This is a genomic window from Clostridium estertheticum, assembly GCF_018861295.1.
In the GTDB taxonomy this organism is placed as follows: Bacteria; Bacillota; Clostridia; order Clostridiales; family Clostridiaceae; genus Clostridium_AD; species Clostridium_AD estertheticum_D.
The window spans coordinates 170,682-185,617 of sequence record NZ_JAHLDM010000001.1; the positions used below are offsets into that span (position 1 = coordinate 170,682).

The 14,936-nt window shown below is 31.5% G+C and carries 10 protein-coding genes; all 10 read left to right on the forward strand.

The annotated features are described in order from the left end of the window. The first annotated feature begins 4 nt into the window (after nucleotides 1-4). The 10 genes from KPL54_RS00725 (at nucleotide 5) to KPL54_RS00770 (ending at nucleotide 14,855) form a co-directional block, all read left to right on the forward strand. Nucleotides 5-1,123, forward strand: a complete 1,119-nt coding sequence (locus tag KPL54_RS00725; RefSeq protein WP_216103777.1) for an ATP-binding protein — start codon at nucleotides 5-7, stop codon at nucleotides 1,121-1,123. A gap of 8 nt (nucleotides 1,124-1,131) precedes the next feature. Further along, nucleotides 1,132-2,496: a vWA domain-containing protein gene (locus KPL54_RS00730; RefSeq protein WP_216103778.1), complete on the forward strand. Its 1,365-nt coding sequence runs from the start codon at nucleotides 1,132-1,134 to the stop codon at nucleotides 2,494-2,496. Nucleotides 2,497-2,853: 357 nt separating this feature from the next. Next, complete coding sequence (gene truA, locus KPL54_RS00735; RefSeq protein ID WP_216103779.1) at nucleotides 2,854-3,594, forward strand: tRNA pseudouridine(38-40) synthase TruA; 741 nt, start codon at nucleotides 2,854-2,856, stop codon at nucleotides 3,592-3,594. A gap of 679 nt (nucleotides 3,595-4,273) precedes the next feature. Further along, complete coding sequence (locus KPL54_RS00740) at nucleotides 4,274-4,714, forward strand: MarR family winged helix-turn-helix transcriptional regulator (RefSeq protein ID WP_071614434.1); 441 nt, start codon at nucleotides 4,274-4,276, stop codon at nucleotides 4,712-4,714. Between the two features lie 29 nt (nucleotides 4,715-4,743). After that, on the forward strand, nucleotides 4,744-6,519 hold the full coding sequence (locus KPL54_RS00745) for an ABC transporter ATP-binding protein (RefSeq protein WP_216103780.1): 1,776 nt from the start codon (nucleotides 4,744-4,746) through the stop codon (nucleotides 6,517-6,519). Further along, nucleotides 6,516-8,519 (forward strand): ABC transporter ATP-binding protein, encoded by a 2,004-nt coding sequence (locus KPL54_RS00750; protein WP_216103781.1) that lies wholly within the window; start codon nucleotides 6,516-6,518, stop codon nucleotides 8,517-8,519. The genes KPL54_RS00745 and KPL54_RS00750 overlap by 4 nt, the downstream gene beginning before the upstream one ends. 276 nt (nucleotides 8,520-8,795) lie before the next feature. Further along, nucleotides 8,796-9,638: a BglG family transcription antiterminator LicT gene (licT, locus tag KPL54_RS00755; RefSeq protein ID WP_216103782.1), complete on the forward strand. Its 843-nt coding sequence runs from the start codon at nucleotides 8,796-8,798 to the stop codon at nucleotides 9,636-9,638. Between the two features lie 181 nt (nucleotides 9,639-9,819). Further along, nucleotides 9,820-11,661, forward strand: coding sequence for a beta-glucoside-specific PTS transporter subunit IIABC (locus tag KPL54_RS00760; protein ID WP_216103783.1), 1,842 nt, complete (start codon nucleotides 9,820-9,822; stop codon nucleotides 11,659-11,661). Nucleotides 11,662-11,728: 67 nt separating this feature from the next. Next, nucleotides 11,729-13,150: a glycoside hydrolase family 1 protein gene (locus KPL54_RS00765; RefSeq protein WP_216103784.1), complete on the forward strand. Its 1,422-nt coding sequence runs from the start codon at nucleotides 11,729-11,731 to the stop codon at nucleotides 13,148-13,150. Nucleotides 13,151-13,409: 259 nt separating this feature from the next. Beyond that, nucleotides 13,410-14,855 (forward strand): ATP-binding protein, encoded by a 1,446-nt coding sequence (locus tag KPL54_RS00770; protein ID WP_253203292.1) that lies wholly within the window; start codon nucleotides 13,410-13,412, stop codon nucleotides 14,853-14,855. The last annotated feature ends 81 nt before the right edge of the window (nucleotides 14,856-14,936 follow it).

Below are 14,936 nucleotides of genomic sequence, written 5' to 3' on the forward strand. Positions count from 1 at the left end.
ACTAATGAATTTAAAAGATACTATGTTAAGTGTAGAACTTGTTATAGAAACGAATGAAGTGCCCTTAATTGTAGGTGAGAGTGGTATTGGAAAAACAGCACTCGCGAAAACACTTTCAAAAAATAAAGGTTGGAGCTTAGTTATTATAGATGGTAACCTATTAAAAGAAGGAGAAATAGGGGGACTTCCAACAGTTGAGGATTATAGTTTTAAAGATGAAAATGGCAAGGCGGTTCGATCAAAAAATACTGTTTATGCGGTTCACACAAAACTACAGGAGATAGATAAATTAATAAATGAGGGTAAAGAAGTGTTTTTATTTATTGATGAAATAAATCGTTGTGAGCACACAGTGCAACAGGAACTTATGAATCTAATATTAAATAGAGAGATAAATGGATACAAACTAGATAAAAAAGTAAAAATATTAGCAGCAATGAATCCTTCTAGCAAATATGGTGAAGATTTCGATTATCAAGTAGTTGATATGGATGCAGCACAAGAAAATAGATTTGTTTTATTACATATGGAATGTGACTCAAAAGCTTGGATTTCATGGGCCATAGAAAATAACCTAGAGCAAAAAGTTATAGAATTCATATCTACATTTCCGGAATATCTACTAAATAATCAAAAGGATGATCAAATAAGAGCAACCCCTAGAAGTTACGAGCGGGTTTCTAAAGTTTATAAAATATACAAGGAAAATAAAGATACTATTCCTAAAAGAATATTTCTTAATATAATAAAAGGAAATTTAGGTAATAGAATAGCGAATGAGTTTATATCATTTACGCAGGAAGATAATGAGCCGTTAATTTCTTTTGATGATGTGTTTGCAGGGGAGGTATTATCACAAGAAATAATTGCTAAGGTGAAAAATGAAACCCATACTAGATTATATTTAATATCAAAAAATATCATTTATGCATTGGATAATAAAGTAATTTTACACAGTGATATAAAGAGGCTTATAGAATTATTGGGTATTTATCCTGTGGATTTAGGTGTAGGAATTATGCAGGATATTAAAGAAAGCAGTAATAGTGTTTATAAGTTGTGTTTGGAAAATGAAGCCTTCGTTGAAATGTATTTCAAGGCCTATAATCAAATAAAAGGCTAGGTGAAATTATGGGAAAAAAATTTGAAATCCTTAAAAGTGAACTTTATGATGAAATTTCTAATGTGAAAAGCATAAGGGATATGCCAAGTAATTTTACAAAAGATTTTTTGGAGCTAGTTACAATGGTTAATTTTATGTTAATAGAGGATAAGGATAATTTTTATGGTTATTTTCTGCTTCAAATGTCTAGAGAGATAAAATATGATATAAGTTCTCCAACCGCTGTGAATTTTAAATTATCTAAGTATGTTATTTACTTTAATCCCTATATTTTTTTAAACCTTACAGCAGAGCAGATGAAAAGCAGTATAAAACATGAGATTTATCACATATTATCATTTCATTTAAAACGTGCAAGAGGCCTTAAAACAAAATATAGCACCTTGGCTATTAATATGGCTATGGATATAGTAGTAAATCAATATTTAGATTATCTTCCACCATTTTCTATAACGATAGACAGTATAAATTCAAAGTATAGATTAAATCTTCAACAATATATGGGCATGGAATATTATGCAAAGGAGATTCAGAAAACTTTGGATCTTTTAGAGGAAGATGATGAAAGTGGAGAGGATGACTCTAAGGATAAGCATATAGAAAAAGAATATGATGCTAGTAAAACTCATGACTTATGGGAAGACTCTATAGAAGTAGACGAGGAAACTCTCGAAAATTTTACGCAGAAATATGCCATGTTATCAGAAAAAGGCAAAGTACCTCTTTATTTAGAGGGGATTTTGAAGGGACTTGAGAGCAAAAAAGGTGAGATTCCTTGGAATTTGTATTTGAAAAAGATTATGGGAACATTAGAAAGTGATAAAAAAAAGACTGTTGCAAGAAGAAGTAGGCGCCAACCTAACAGATTGGATCTAAGAGGAGAACTTAGGGGGCATACTGCTAGAATTACCTTGGCTATAGATGTAAGCGGTAGCATAAGCGATGAGGAGTTTAAGGGAGCAATAAAGGAAGTATTTAATATAGTGAAAACTTATAAACATGAAATAACTTTGATTGAATGTGATACGCAAATAAGGCAGGTATACAAGGTTAAGTCTATTAATAGTATAAGAGAGCGATGTACTAGTCGTGGTGGTACGAAATTTACACCTGTGTTTAAGTATGTAAATAGTACAGATACTAATATACTAATATATTTTACAGATGGAAAAGGCGAAGAAAAACTGGATATATTACCAAAGGGTTATAAAACATTGTGGGTTATATCAGGACGCGGTGATAAACTATCATTAAAGGAACCTTTTGGAATTATAAAAAAATTAAAACCTGTAGAGATAATAGAGGATACGCAGGAAAGATTAGATATAATGGTTGATGGGTTTTCTATGCAAAGTCAAGAGCCAATACATTAGCATGATAATCCCATGAATTTCTTCTATGTGACTTGCAAACGAACTTTAAACTGGAAATTTGACTAAGAAATTCTAATGATTTACTCATGAAAAATTCTCTATCACTCACATTCGGCGTCCTGACTCAGGTTCGCTAGCCTTCCGTCCTGGCAGGCTTACGAGAATTTTACATTCATAAATCAAGAATGTCTAAGTCGAATTTCAATAGTTTTGTCGTTCCGTATTGCAAGTCACTTCGTAGAAATTTGCGCTTAATATGTTCATAAAGAAAGCAATTTATACCTGAACGTGCAGAGGAAAAGTAAAACAACTTAAAACAGGAGAGTTGGTTAAGAAATAAGGTAAAGGTGGATATATATGAGAAATTTAAAAATGATATTAGAATTTGATGGAAGTAGATATAAAGGATGGCAGAAACAACCAGATAATGATTTAACAGTTGAAGGCAAAATTGAAAGTTCTTTATCTAAAATGGTAGGGGAACCTGTAGAGGTTACAGGTTGCGAGAGAACAGATATAGGTGTGCATGCCGAGAACTATGTGGCGAATTTTCATACCGACTGTGATTTAAGTATAGAAGCTATTATAGATTATCTTAATGGAGATTTACCAGATGATATAGTAGTGAAGTCTATGGATCGTGCAAGTGAAAAATTTAATTCAGGATATAATATAAAAGCAATTACTTATGTGTATAAAATAAGTAATAGTGAATTAAGAAACGTGTTTAATAGAAAATATGTTTATAACTCCGAGATGCTACTTAATTTGGAAGAAATGAGAAATACAGCAGAATATTTAGTTGGTACTCATGACTTTCAGTATTTAGCCACTGCACCTACAAATATTAAGTCTACTATAAGAACTATTAATTATATTAATATAATAGAATTAGAAGAAGGTATTATTGAGATAGAAATTAATGCTGATGATTTCTTGTGGAATATGGTAAGAATTATTGTGGGTAGTCTTTTAGAAGTAGGTAAAGGAAATATAAAACCAATTGATATTGAAAATTTATTAATTGATACAGAAGCATCGGCATATATACCAATGGCTAAATCAAAAGGATTATCTTTAAGAGGCGTTGAATACTAAGATAACGAAGCAAGAAATCACCTGTGTGACTTGCATAAGAACTAAAAACTAGAAATTCAATTAACAAATTCTAATCTTTGCTTATATAAAATTACCTAACGTTCACATTCGGCGTCCTGCCTCAAGTTCACTAGCCTGGGCCTCTGGGTAGTTCTCTGGGGGACATAACAATTATTAATTGTTATGCAACCTGGCAGGCTTACGGAAATTTTACATTCGCAAAAGCGAATTTCTAAATGAAATTTAATAGTTTTGTCGTTTCTTATTGCAAGTCACTCCGGTGGGATTACTATGCTTATTAAGATATGAGTGTTACACTGATATAACTATAAGTAAAAAAAGATAATACTAAGGGCTTACCCCCAAGGTGTTATCTTTTTTTTCTGTTAGGTGTATTAATAACGTCGAACATAATTAGAAATTATTACATAATATAGTTTTAGAGGATTAAAAGGAAAGCTTAAAATAGTTATTTATGATTAAAAAATCTTGATGAAATGGTTGAAAATGTTTACAACATATACTTGTAAACTGTTTGATGGGCAGACGTTAGCGTGTGTCCATTTACTTTTTAAAAATGTATTGACATGAGATATTTATGGGATTATAATATATTTCGTAAGCTAAATATACGTACACGAAACATTTGTATTCGAAATATATTCAAGGTGGTGATTAAGTGGAAACATTGAATGAAAGTATAGAAGTTGCAAGACTTTTTCAAGAGGTTATGCAGTTATTTAAACATAGCATGTCCAAAGTATTGTGTGATACAGGCATGTCTGCACCTCAAGGTATGGTTTTAGGACTTTTAAGTAAAAAAAAGAAGATGAAGATAACTGAACTTAGCAATGAGCTTTGTTTATCAAATAGTACAGTATCTGGAATTATAGACAGACTTGAAAAGCAGAAAATGGTAGTGAGAGAAAGAAGTGAGAAGGACAAGCGGGTAGTATATGTAAGTATAGCGCCAAATTTTGAAGATATGCATAAAACTTTCCATAAACAGTTTGAAAAAAATATTGCAGACGTAATGAGTAAAGGAAATGCACAGGAGATTCATAAAATATTTGAGGGTTTAGACGTACTAAAAAAACTTCTAAAAGACCAAGAAAAATAAAACAATAACAATGAATGGAGATGACACTTTTGATTAAATTATTTAGATTTCTTAAACAATACACAATACACATAATTGCAATAGTTATATTAATTTTTATTCAGGTACTTGCGAATCTTTATTTGCCAACATTAATGGCAGATATAATAGATAAAGGTATAGTTCAAAAAAATGTAGTTCAAAATATTTCATTCCTAGGATATAGTGGAGCTTACAAAGGGATAGATTATATTATGAGAATAGGTGCTATTATGCTGATAATCTCAGCAGGTGGTGTTATATGTTCAATTATAGCTGCATTCCTATCTTCAAAAACTTCTGTTGGACTTGGTAGAATTGTTCGTAATAAATTATTTGCTAAAGTCGAAGGATTTTCGCTACACGAGTTTGATAAGGTTGGTACTGCAACACTTATAACAAGGACTACGAACGATGTTACTCAGGTTCAAACAGCAACTGTAATGATTTTTTCAATCATGCTTTTTGCACCTTTAACTGCAATAGGTGGTATTGTTATGGCTTTAAGAGAAGATGCAACTTTAACTTGGATTTTTGCAGTTGTAATTCCGCTTCTTGGAATTATTATTGGAATAACTCTTAAATTCGCTATGCCGTTATTTAAATTAATGCAAGTTAAAATAGATAAATTAAATCTTGTATTACGTGAATCACTTACTGGTATTAGAGTTGTACGTGCATTCAATCGTATAAGGACTGAAAAGGCTAGATTCGATGATGCTAACACTGATCTTATGAATAATGCTGTAAAAGTAAATAAGATCATGGCTTTTTTATTGCCAATAATGATGTTTATCATGAATGTTACAACAGTTGCTATTATTTGGTTTGGTGCTAGAAGAATAGATACTGGAGGCATGGAGGTTGGTTCATTAATAGCATTTATACAATATGGAATGCAAATTTTATTCGGATTCTTAATGCTTGCTATGGTATTTATAATGATACCAAGGGCGCAAGCATCTGCAATAAGAATTAATGAAGTATTAGATATGGAGCCAGAAATAATTGATTCAAAGAATACTAAATTAGCTGACAAACAAAGTGGATATGTTGATTTTAAGGATGTAACATTTAGTTACCCAGGTGCAGATCAGCCAGCCATTAGTAATATAACATTTAGTGCAAGACCAGGTGAAACAACAGCTATTATTGGTGGTACTGGTTCTGGTAAGTCAACTCTTATAAACTTAATACCGCGTTTCTATGATGTCACTAGCGGTGCAATATTAGTTGATGGGGTAGATGTTCGCGAAATGAGTCAGGAAAGCCTAAGATCTAAAATAGGTTTTGTTCCTCAAAATACTGTTCTCTTTACTGGAACTATTGCAGAAAACATTAAATATGGTAAAGATAATGCTACTATTGAGCAAATTAAGCATGCAGCCACAGTAGCACAAGCTACTGACTTTATCAATGGAATGAAGGAAGGGTATAATCATCCTATTGCCCAGGGAGGTACAAATGTTTCTGGTGGACAAAAACAACGTCTATCTATAGCGCGTGCCTTAGTTAGACAACCTGAAATATATATATTTGATGATAGTTTTTCAGCACTTGATTTTAAAACTGATGCAAAATTACGAGCAGCACTTAAAAAAGAAACATCAAAATCTACTGTAATAATTATTGCACAAAGGGTTGCAACAGTTATGGATGCAGATAGAATTATAGTAATAGATGACGGCTCAATTGCAGGCATAGGAACTCACAAGGAACTTTTAACCAGTTGTAAGATATACCATGAAATTGTATCTTCACAGCTTTCAGAGGAGGAATTATCATGAGTGAAAAAAATAAGAACAATAAACCAAGCGGGGGTATGGGTGGTGGACCAATGGGATCTTTTGCAGGTCCTAAAGTAAAAGCCAAAGACTTCAAAGGTACATTAAAAAGGCTTTTAAGTTACTTAAAACCACAAAGAACCAATTTTATATTAGTTTTTATATTTGCAATCTTCAGTACCGTTTTTACAATAGTAGGACCTAAGATTTCAGGAAAAGCTATAACTAAATTAGTTGATGGTATGATGAATAAATATGGGTTATTACAGTTACATGCACAGCAAGATAAAATAGCAGCTGTAATAAAGGCTAACCCAGGGGCTGCAAACAGTCCTAAAGTGATTGATGGTCTTGATAAAATTAAGGCAGGAGTATCTAAAATAATGGATATAAATGGTGGAATGATAGATTTCACATATATACGAAACATTATTCTTTTATTACTTGGATTATATGTAATAAGTACGATTTTTGGATTTCTTCAACAATATATAATGGCTGAAGTTGCACAAAAAACTGTATATAATTTACGTAAGGAAGTTGAAGATAAGTTATCTAGATTGCCACTTAAATTCTTTGATTCAAAAACTCATGGTGAGATATTAAGCCGTGTAACAAACGATGTTGATAATATATCAACAACTCTTCAACAAAGTCTTACTCAGCTTATTACATCTATTGTCACAATCATTGGTATTGTAGTTATGATGCTCACAATAAGCCCACTTATGACGCTAGTTGTAATTTTAACATTGCCGTTATATATTGTTGTGACAGCATTTGTAGCAAAACGATCACAAAAATATTTTGCAGCGCAACAAAAGGAAATTGGAGAACTTAATGGTCATGTTGAAGAGATGTATACTGGTCACAAAATTGTTAAATCTTTTGGACATGAGAAGGACTCAGTACAGGAGTTTAGAAATATTAATGACAGGTTATACAATGCAGGATGGAAAGCTCAGTTTATATCTGGGGTAATAATGCCTATGATGAGATTTGTTAGTAATATAGGTTATGTAGTAGTCTGTGTTGTCGGTGGATATTTAGCAACACAAGGAAAAATTACAATAGGTAATATTCAAGCCTTTATTCAATATTCTAATCAATTTACTCAACCAATAGTTCAAACTGCAAATATTGCTAATATTATTCAATCAACAGTAGCATCCGCTGAACGTATTTTTGAATTACTAGATGAAGTTGAAGAGATTGAAGAAACTGCGGATTCTAAGGTAATTGAACTTCCAAAGGGAGAAGTTAAGTTTGCACATGTTGATTTTAGTTACAAAAAAGAAGAATCTCTTATTAAAGATATGAATATTGATGTAAAGAGGGGGCATACAATTGCAATTGTTGGACCAACTGGTGCTGGTAAAACTACACTTGTTAACTTGCTTATGAGGTTCTATGAGATAGATGCTGGTAAAATTTTAATTGATGGAGTTGACATAAGAGATATAAAACGTGGAGAGTTACGTAGTATGTTTGGTATGGTGCTTCAAGATACTTGGTTATTTAATGGAACTATAATGGAGAACATTGCTTATGGTAGAGAGGGAGCAACAGATGAGGAAGCTATGCAGGCAGCAAGAGCTGCCCATGCACATCACTTTATTAAGACTCTTCCTGATGGATATAATACAATACTAAATGAAGAAGCTTCTAATATATCACAAGGACAAAAACAGCTTCTTACTATAGCTCGCGCAATACTTGCTAATCCAACTATTATGATACTGGACGAGGCTACAAGTAGTGTCGATTCAAGAACAGAAGTTTATATACAAAGGGCTATGACAGAACTTATGCAAAATAGAACAAGTTTTGTAATTGCACATAGACTTTCTACAATTAAAGATGCAGAGTTAATTTTAGTTATGGATAAAGGAAGTATTATTGAGATGGGTAATCATAATGAACTTCTTGCTAAAAACGGATTTTATGCAGATCTTTATAATAGCCAGTTTGCTGGTGCAAACTTAGATAATGAAGTAATGTAAAAAGAATGCACTGTAGAAAAAAATTCTACAGTGTATTCTTTTATGTTGACAACCTTTACATTAAGTGATAATATAATTTTGTAAACTAAATAATGTCTAACAGGATTGTGACTGATAATTCAGGCAAGACCTAGGTTAATGTGAAACATACTTATAGCGAGTCTATAGGTGTTTGATTTTAATTTGGGTTTTTTACTTTTAAAACGGTAGTACTAAAAAACAATTAAATATTATTCGAAATTATATAAAATATAATTATATAAAGTGGTGTTAATAATGAAAATAAAAAAAGTATTGAATAATAATGCTGTTACTGTAATGAATAATGAGAATAGGGAAATAGTTGTTATGGGTCTAGGATTAGCTTTTAAAAAAAGGGCTGGAGATGAGCTTGAAGAGGATAGAATTGAGAGGGTATTTACACTAGAAAATAAAGAGGTATCTGAAAGATTAAAGAATCTCATTAGTGAAATTCCTGCAAGATATGTGGAAATTTCAGAAGAAATAATAAAATATGCAGAAGGGAATTTAGGAAAAAAATTAAATGAAAATATATATTTAACTTTAACAGACCATATTAGTTTTGCAATGACTAGACACAAACAAGGATTAAACATAAAAAATCCTATGCTTTGGGAGATAAAAAGATTTTACAAACAAGAATACGCAATTGGACTTATTGCACTTAATATTATAAAAGAAAACTTTGAGGTAACGTTACTAGAGGATGAGGCAGCCTCGATCGCTCTTCATATTGTGAATGCAGAACTAAATCAAGATATGCCAAAAGTTGTAGCTATGACAAAGGTTATTCAGGAAATACTTAATATAATTAGATATAACTTTAAAATGGATTTTGATGAAGAGTCCTTAAGCTACCACAGATTAGTAACACATTTAAAGTTTTTTGCTCAACGAATGATGAATGAAACTACAGCTAAAAGTGATGATGAATATTTATATGACATTGTAATAGAGAAGTATAGTGATGTGTATAAATGTGTAAATAAAATAAAGGCTCATTTAAAAAAAGCTTATAATGCAACATTGTCAAAAGAGGAAATGGTATACCTTACTATTCATATTCAAAGAGTTGTTAATCGAGATACAATTAAATAAAGTAAATAAATGAGGATTGTGACTGAGATTCAGGCAAGACCTAAAATGTTTACTAAATAATCCACTTAATATTATTAGCTTTTAGAAATCAAAAAGCATGATAATTACTTGGAGTGTTTAGTTTACAGTTTAGGTCTTTTTTTTATAAATTTTAGAAAAATTAAATTAAGGGGTGAATTAAATGGACTATAATAATCTAGCAAGTCAAATTCTTAAGTTGGTTGGGGGAGAAAAAAATGTATTAAGTGTTGTTCATTGTGCTACCAGATTACGATTTAAATTAAGAGATAAGAAAAAGGCAAATAAGATTGAACTCGATAAAACAAATGGTGTTTTAAGCGTAGTTGAAAGCGGAGGACAATTTCAAGTAGTTATTGGAAGTGATGTTTCCGATGTTTATAAAGAAATAATAAAAATTGCAAGTTTTGGCGTGAAGTCTGATTCAGAAGACGTAGTAACAGAAAAAGAATCAGTTTCTTCAAAGATTTTCGGAGTTATTTCAGGAAGTTTTTCACCACTTATTCCAGCACTTGCTGGTTCAGGTATGTTGAAAGCATTACTTACAGTTCTTACAATGACAGGTTTGTTATCTGTTCATAGTGGAACTTATAGCATTTTGTCTGCAGCTGCAAACGCTATTTTCTACTTTTTACCAATATTCCTCGGAATCACTTGTGCTATTAAATTAGAGGCTAATCCATATGTCGGAGGAATTATTGGAGCAGCTCTTTTAGAACCGAATATTACGGCACTGCTTCTTGTAGGCAAAACGACTTCGTTTATTGGAATACCTGTTGTATTGATGAATTACTCATCTACTGTGTTTCCAATTTTTATAGCTGTTAGTATTTTTGCAGTGTTTGAAAGACTACTTAAGAAAATTATACACAAAGATGTACAAATGTTTTTAGTTCCTATGATATCTATGATGGTTATGGTGCCTTTAACTGTAATAGCCTTTGGACCTTTTGGTGTTTACGCTGGAAATGCTATTGGAGCAGGAGTTACATTTTTAAGTGGTAAAAGTGGCATATTAACAGGGGCTGTTATGGGTACTGCTTGGACATTCTTAACTATACTTGGGCTTCATTGGGGGTTAGTGCCTATTATTTTATCAAATATTGCATCTGGTGGTGACCCGATTTATGCAATGGCCGCAGCGGCTGTTTTTGCTCAAATGGGTTTGGCTTTTGGTATTTTTGTAAAAACAAAAGATAAAGAATTAAAAACACTCTCAGGAGCCGCATTGTTACCAGCATTACTCTCAGGAGTAACAGAACCTATAATTTATGGGTTGCTATTACGTTTTAAGCGTACTATTCCATATGTTGCTATTGCTGGAGCTGTCGGTGGAGCAGTTAGTGGAGTATTAGGAGTACAAGAAAAAGTTTTTGCTTTTCCTAGTGCATTATCAATTCCAGCATTTTCGCCAATGCCTAGGTACGCAATTGCTATGTCAGTTCCTTTTGTTATGGTAGCACTTCTTATTATAATATTTGGATATGAAAGTAAAGATAAAAGAATTAAAGTTAAAGATGAGTTAAATAATGGAGATGAATCATTCTTATTAAAGAAAGAAGTTATTGTTAGTCCATTAACTGGAGAAGTAAAATCGTTATCATCCGTGAATGATCCTGTTTTTTCAGCAGGAACAATGGGAAAAGGGATTGCTATAGAGCCAACAATCGGTGAGGTTGTATCGCCAGTAAATGGAACCGTTAAGGCAATATTTCCAACAAAGCATGCTATTGGAATTATGTCTGATGGAGGCGCTGAAATATTGATCCATATTGGAATAAATACGGTTCAATTAGAAGGGAAATATTTTACCCAAATAGCTAAACAAGAAGATAGGGTGAAACAAGGTGACATATTAGTAAAATTTGATATAGACAAAATAAAAGAAGCAGGATATGAAGTTATAACACCTATTATTATAACAAATACTGACAATTATTCAGATGTTTTGGCAAGTAACATAAAACAAATTAAAAAGGGTGAAACACTATTAACTATTGTATAGTTAAAAAATAATTTGAAATATAAAAAATGAGTAAGTAAAAAATAATGAATAATAGGAGGAACTAAAAATGCAAAGTAATACAGAAAGATTTCCAAAAGGATTCTTATGGGGTGGAGCAGTTGCTGCTAACCAATGTGAAGGGGCATATAATGAAGATGGTAAGGGATTGTCAACACAGGATATAGCACCAAGAGGCATCATTGGGAAAATCACAAAAGAACCAACAGAAGATAACTTGAAATTGATAGGTATTGATTTCTATCATAGATATAAAGAGGATATCAAATTATTTGCTGAGATGGGATTTAAGACATTTAGAACATCTATTGCATGGTCTAGAATATTTCCGAATGGTGATGATGCCATGCCTAATGAGAAAGGGTTACAATTTTATGATGATTTATTTGATGAATGTTTAAAATATGGAATGGAGCCACTGGTTACAATTTCTCATTATGAGACGCCTCTAGCCTTATCTAAGAATTATGATGGTTGGGTAAATAGAAAGCTTATAGGATTTTTTGAAAACTATTGCAAAACAATCTTTCATAGGTACAAAAATAAAGTGAAATATTGGCTTACATTTAATGAGATTAATTCGGTATTGCATCAACCGTATATGAGCGGTGGTATATTTACAGATAAAGAAAAGTTAACAAAACAGGATTTATATCAAGCAATTCATCATGAATTAGTAGCAAGTGCAATGGCAGTTAAGATTGGACATGAAATGATGCCTGGTGCAAAAATTGGGTGTATGATTCTTGGAGTACCCAATTATCCATTAACTCCTGATCCTAGTGATGTAATTGAAGCAATGAAACAAGATAGGGAAAACTTATATTTTGCAGATGTCCATGTAAGGGGAGTATATCCTAAATATATGGATAAATATTTTAAAGATAATAATATAAAAATTATTATGGAACCAGGAGATGTTGAGGTTCTCAAAAATACAGTAGACTTTATTTCATTTAGTTACTATATGAGCTCTTGTGCAACAGCAGATTTAACAAAGGCAAAAGGAGTAAGTGGGAATATAATCTCAGGAGTCCCAAATCCATATTTAGAATCTTCGCAGTGGGGATGGCAAATAGATCCAAAGGGATTGCGATATATTCTCAATCTTTACTATGATCGCTATCAAAAACCACTATTTATTGTTGAAAATGGGTTAGGTGCTGTTGATGAATTAGTAATTGATAAAGATGGAAAGAGAACTGTCGATGATGATTATAGAATTAAATATCTAAATGATCATTTGGTTCAGGTAGCCAAGGCAATAGAAGATGGGGTAGATGTAATGGGGTACACCTCATGGGGCTGTATTGATCTTGTTAGTGCATCAACTGCAGAATTTAAGAAACGTTATGGGTTCATATATGTAGACCGTAATAATGATGGAACAGGTACTTTAGAAAGATACAAGAAAAAAAGCTTTAATTGGTATAAAGAAGTAATAAGAACAAATGGAAAAAGCTTGATATAGGATTTATGCATCGAAAGCCACGTTGAAATTAATTTCAACGTGGCTTTTTAAATTTAAAAAAGTTATATATCATGGTTTTATATACGCAGAGTTTGACGAAAGTTGCGAATGAATTATAGTGCTAAAAACAGTATAATTAAAGGAAGTTATGTATATTTGTAGAAATATATATGTATTAAAGAATAAATAGACTGATGTTATGATTAATAATATGATTAAAATCATTATTTAAATAATAAAACGAAAGGAGGTGCGCATTATGGGAAATATAATGACAAGTATAAGTATGGATTGTAAGGATGATAGTGTAAATAAAGATAAATATATAAACAAATATGATTTAGAAAAGAAATTAAATGAAAAAATTATGAGACTTGAAAACGAACTGCAGCATACTAAGGAATGTCTTCAATTATCAAATGAGGAACATCTTGTTTATAATGAAGAACTAATGAGTGCAAACGAAGAATTTAAAGCAGTAAATGATGAATTATTAAAAATAAATACTCAGTATCAACATAAAAATCAAGAATTGTCTGATCTATATAGTGATGTGACAAACTATTTAAATAGCACAGATATTGGAACTATTTTTCTAGATGAAAAACTTTGTATAAGAAAGTTTACACCTAGCATTACTAAAGAGATAAACCTTAAGGTGCAAGATATTGGGCGTCCAATGCATGATATATCAAATAATCTCATCAATGATGATTTAAATATAGGTGCAATTGAAGTATTGAGTAGTCATATGTTATATGAGAAGGAAATTGAAAGCAAAAATGGTAGTTGGTATTTATTGAAATGTGCACCCTACTGTACATTTGACAATTTAATTAAAGGGGTTGTTTTATCTCTTGTGGATATAACAAACAAAAAATTATTAGATGAAACAATTTTATCGGAAACTTTAAAGACGGAGTTTTTCAGTAATCTTTCTCATGAACTGAGAACGCCCTTAAATATAATTTTATGTACTTTGCAGCTTTTGGATACATATACAACTGGTAGTGAAGTTAATGATAAAGAGAGAAAATTTAAACAATATATTGGTATAATGAAGCAGAATTGTTATAGGCAATTAAGACTCGTTAATAATATGATTGATATTACAAAACTTGATGCAGGTTTTTTTAATCTAAATTTACAGAATTGTAACATTGTAAATGTTGTGGAGAGTGTTACTATGTCAGTAGCCGAGTATATTAAAACTAAATCTATTAAATTAATTTTTGATACTGATATAGAGGAGTGTATAATGTCTTGCGATCCAGAAAAGATTGAAAGGGTGATACTAAATCTACTTTCCAATTCGATAAAGTTCACAAGATCAGGTGGGAGTATGAAAGTTAATATGTATGATAAAGGAAAAAACATTATAATATCCATAAAAGATACAGGAATAGGAATTCCACCTGATAAGTTAAATATTATTTTTGATAGGTTTAGACAGGTAGATAGGTCACTTACACGAAAACAGGAAGGCAGTGGTATAGGACTTTCCATAGTGAAATCACTTGTCGAGTTACATGGGGGTACAATTTCAGTAAGGAGCGAATACGGCAAAGGAACAGAGTTTATTATTGTACTTCCAATAATAGTGCTTCCTAAAGAGAATGATATATTTGAAGTGTTTGAATCTGAATCACAAGAAAGGATTGAGAGAATACATATTGAGTTTTCCGATATTTACTCTTTAAATTAGATAGATTTGTGTATATGTCGTTAAAACGGATTATTTTAAAAATATAGAAGTTTAAAGACTATTATACTTTGGTTACAAACA

Bases quoted from the DNA above. Each gene is read 5' to 3' on its own strand.
- KPL54_RS00725 (WP_216103777.1), top strand. From the start codon at position 5: ATGAATTTAAAAGATACTATGTTAAGTGTAGAACTTGTTATAGAAACG.
- KPL54_RS00730 (WP_216103778.1), top strand. From the start codon at position 1,132: ATGGGAAAAAAATTTGAAATCCTTAAAAGTGAACTTTATGATGAAATT.
- truA (WP_216103779.1), top strand. From the start codon at position 2,854: ATGAGAAATTTAAAAATGATATTAGAATTTGATGGAAGTAGATATAAA.
- KPL54_RS00750 (WP_216103781.1), top strand. From the start codon at position 6,516: ATGAGTGAAAAAAATAAGAACAATAAACCAAGCGGGGGTATGGGTGGT.
- licT (WP_216103782.1), top strand. From the start codon at position 8,796: ATGAAAATAAAAAAAGTATTGAATAATAATGCTGTTACTGTAATGAAT.
- KPL54_RS00760 (WP_216103783.1), top strand. From the start codon at position 9,820: ATGGACTATAATAATCTAGCAAGTCAAATTCTTAAGTTGGTTGGGGGA.
- KPL54_RS00765 (WP_216103784.1), top strand. From the start codon at position 11,729: ATGCAAAGTAATACAGAAAGATTTCCAAAAGGATTCTTATGGGGTGGA.
- KPL54_RS00770 (WP_253203292.1), top strand. From the start codon at position 13,410: ATGGGAAATATAATGACAAGTATAAGTATGGATTGTAAGGATGATAGT.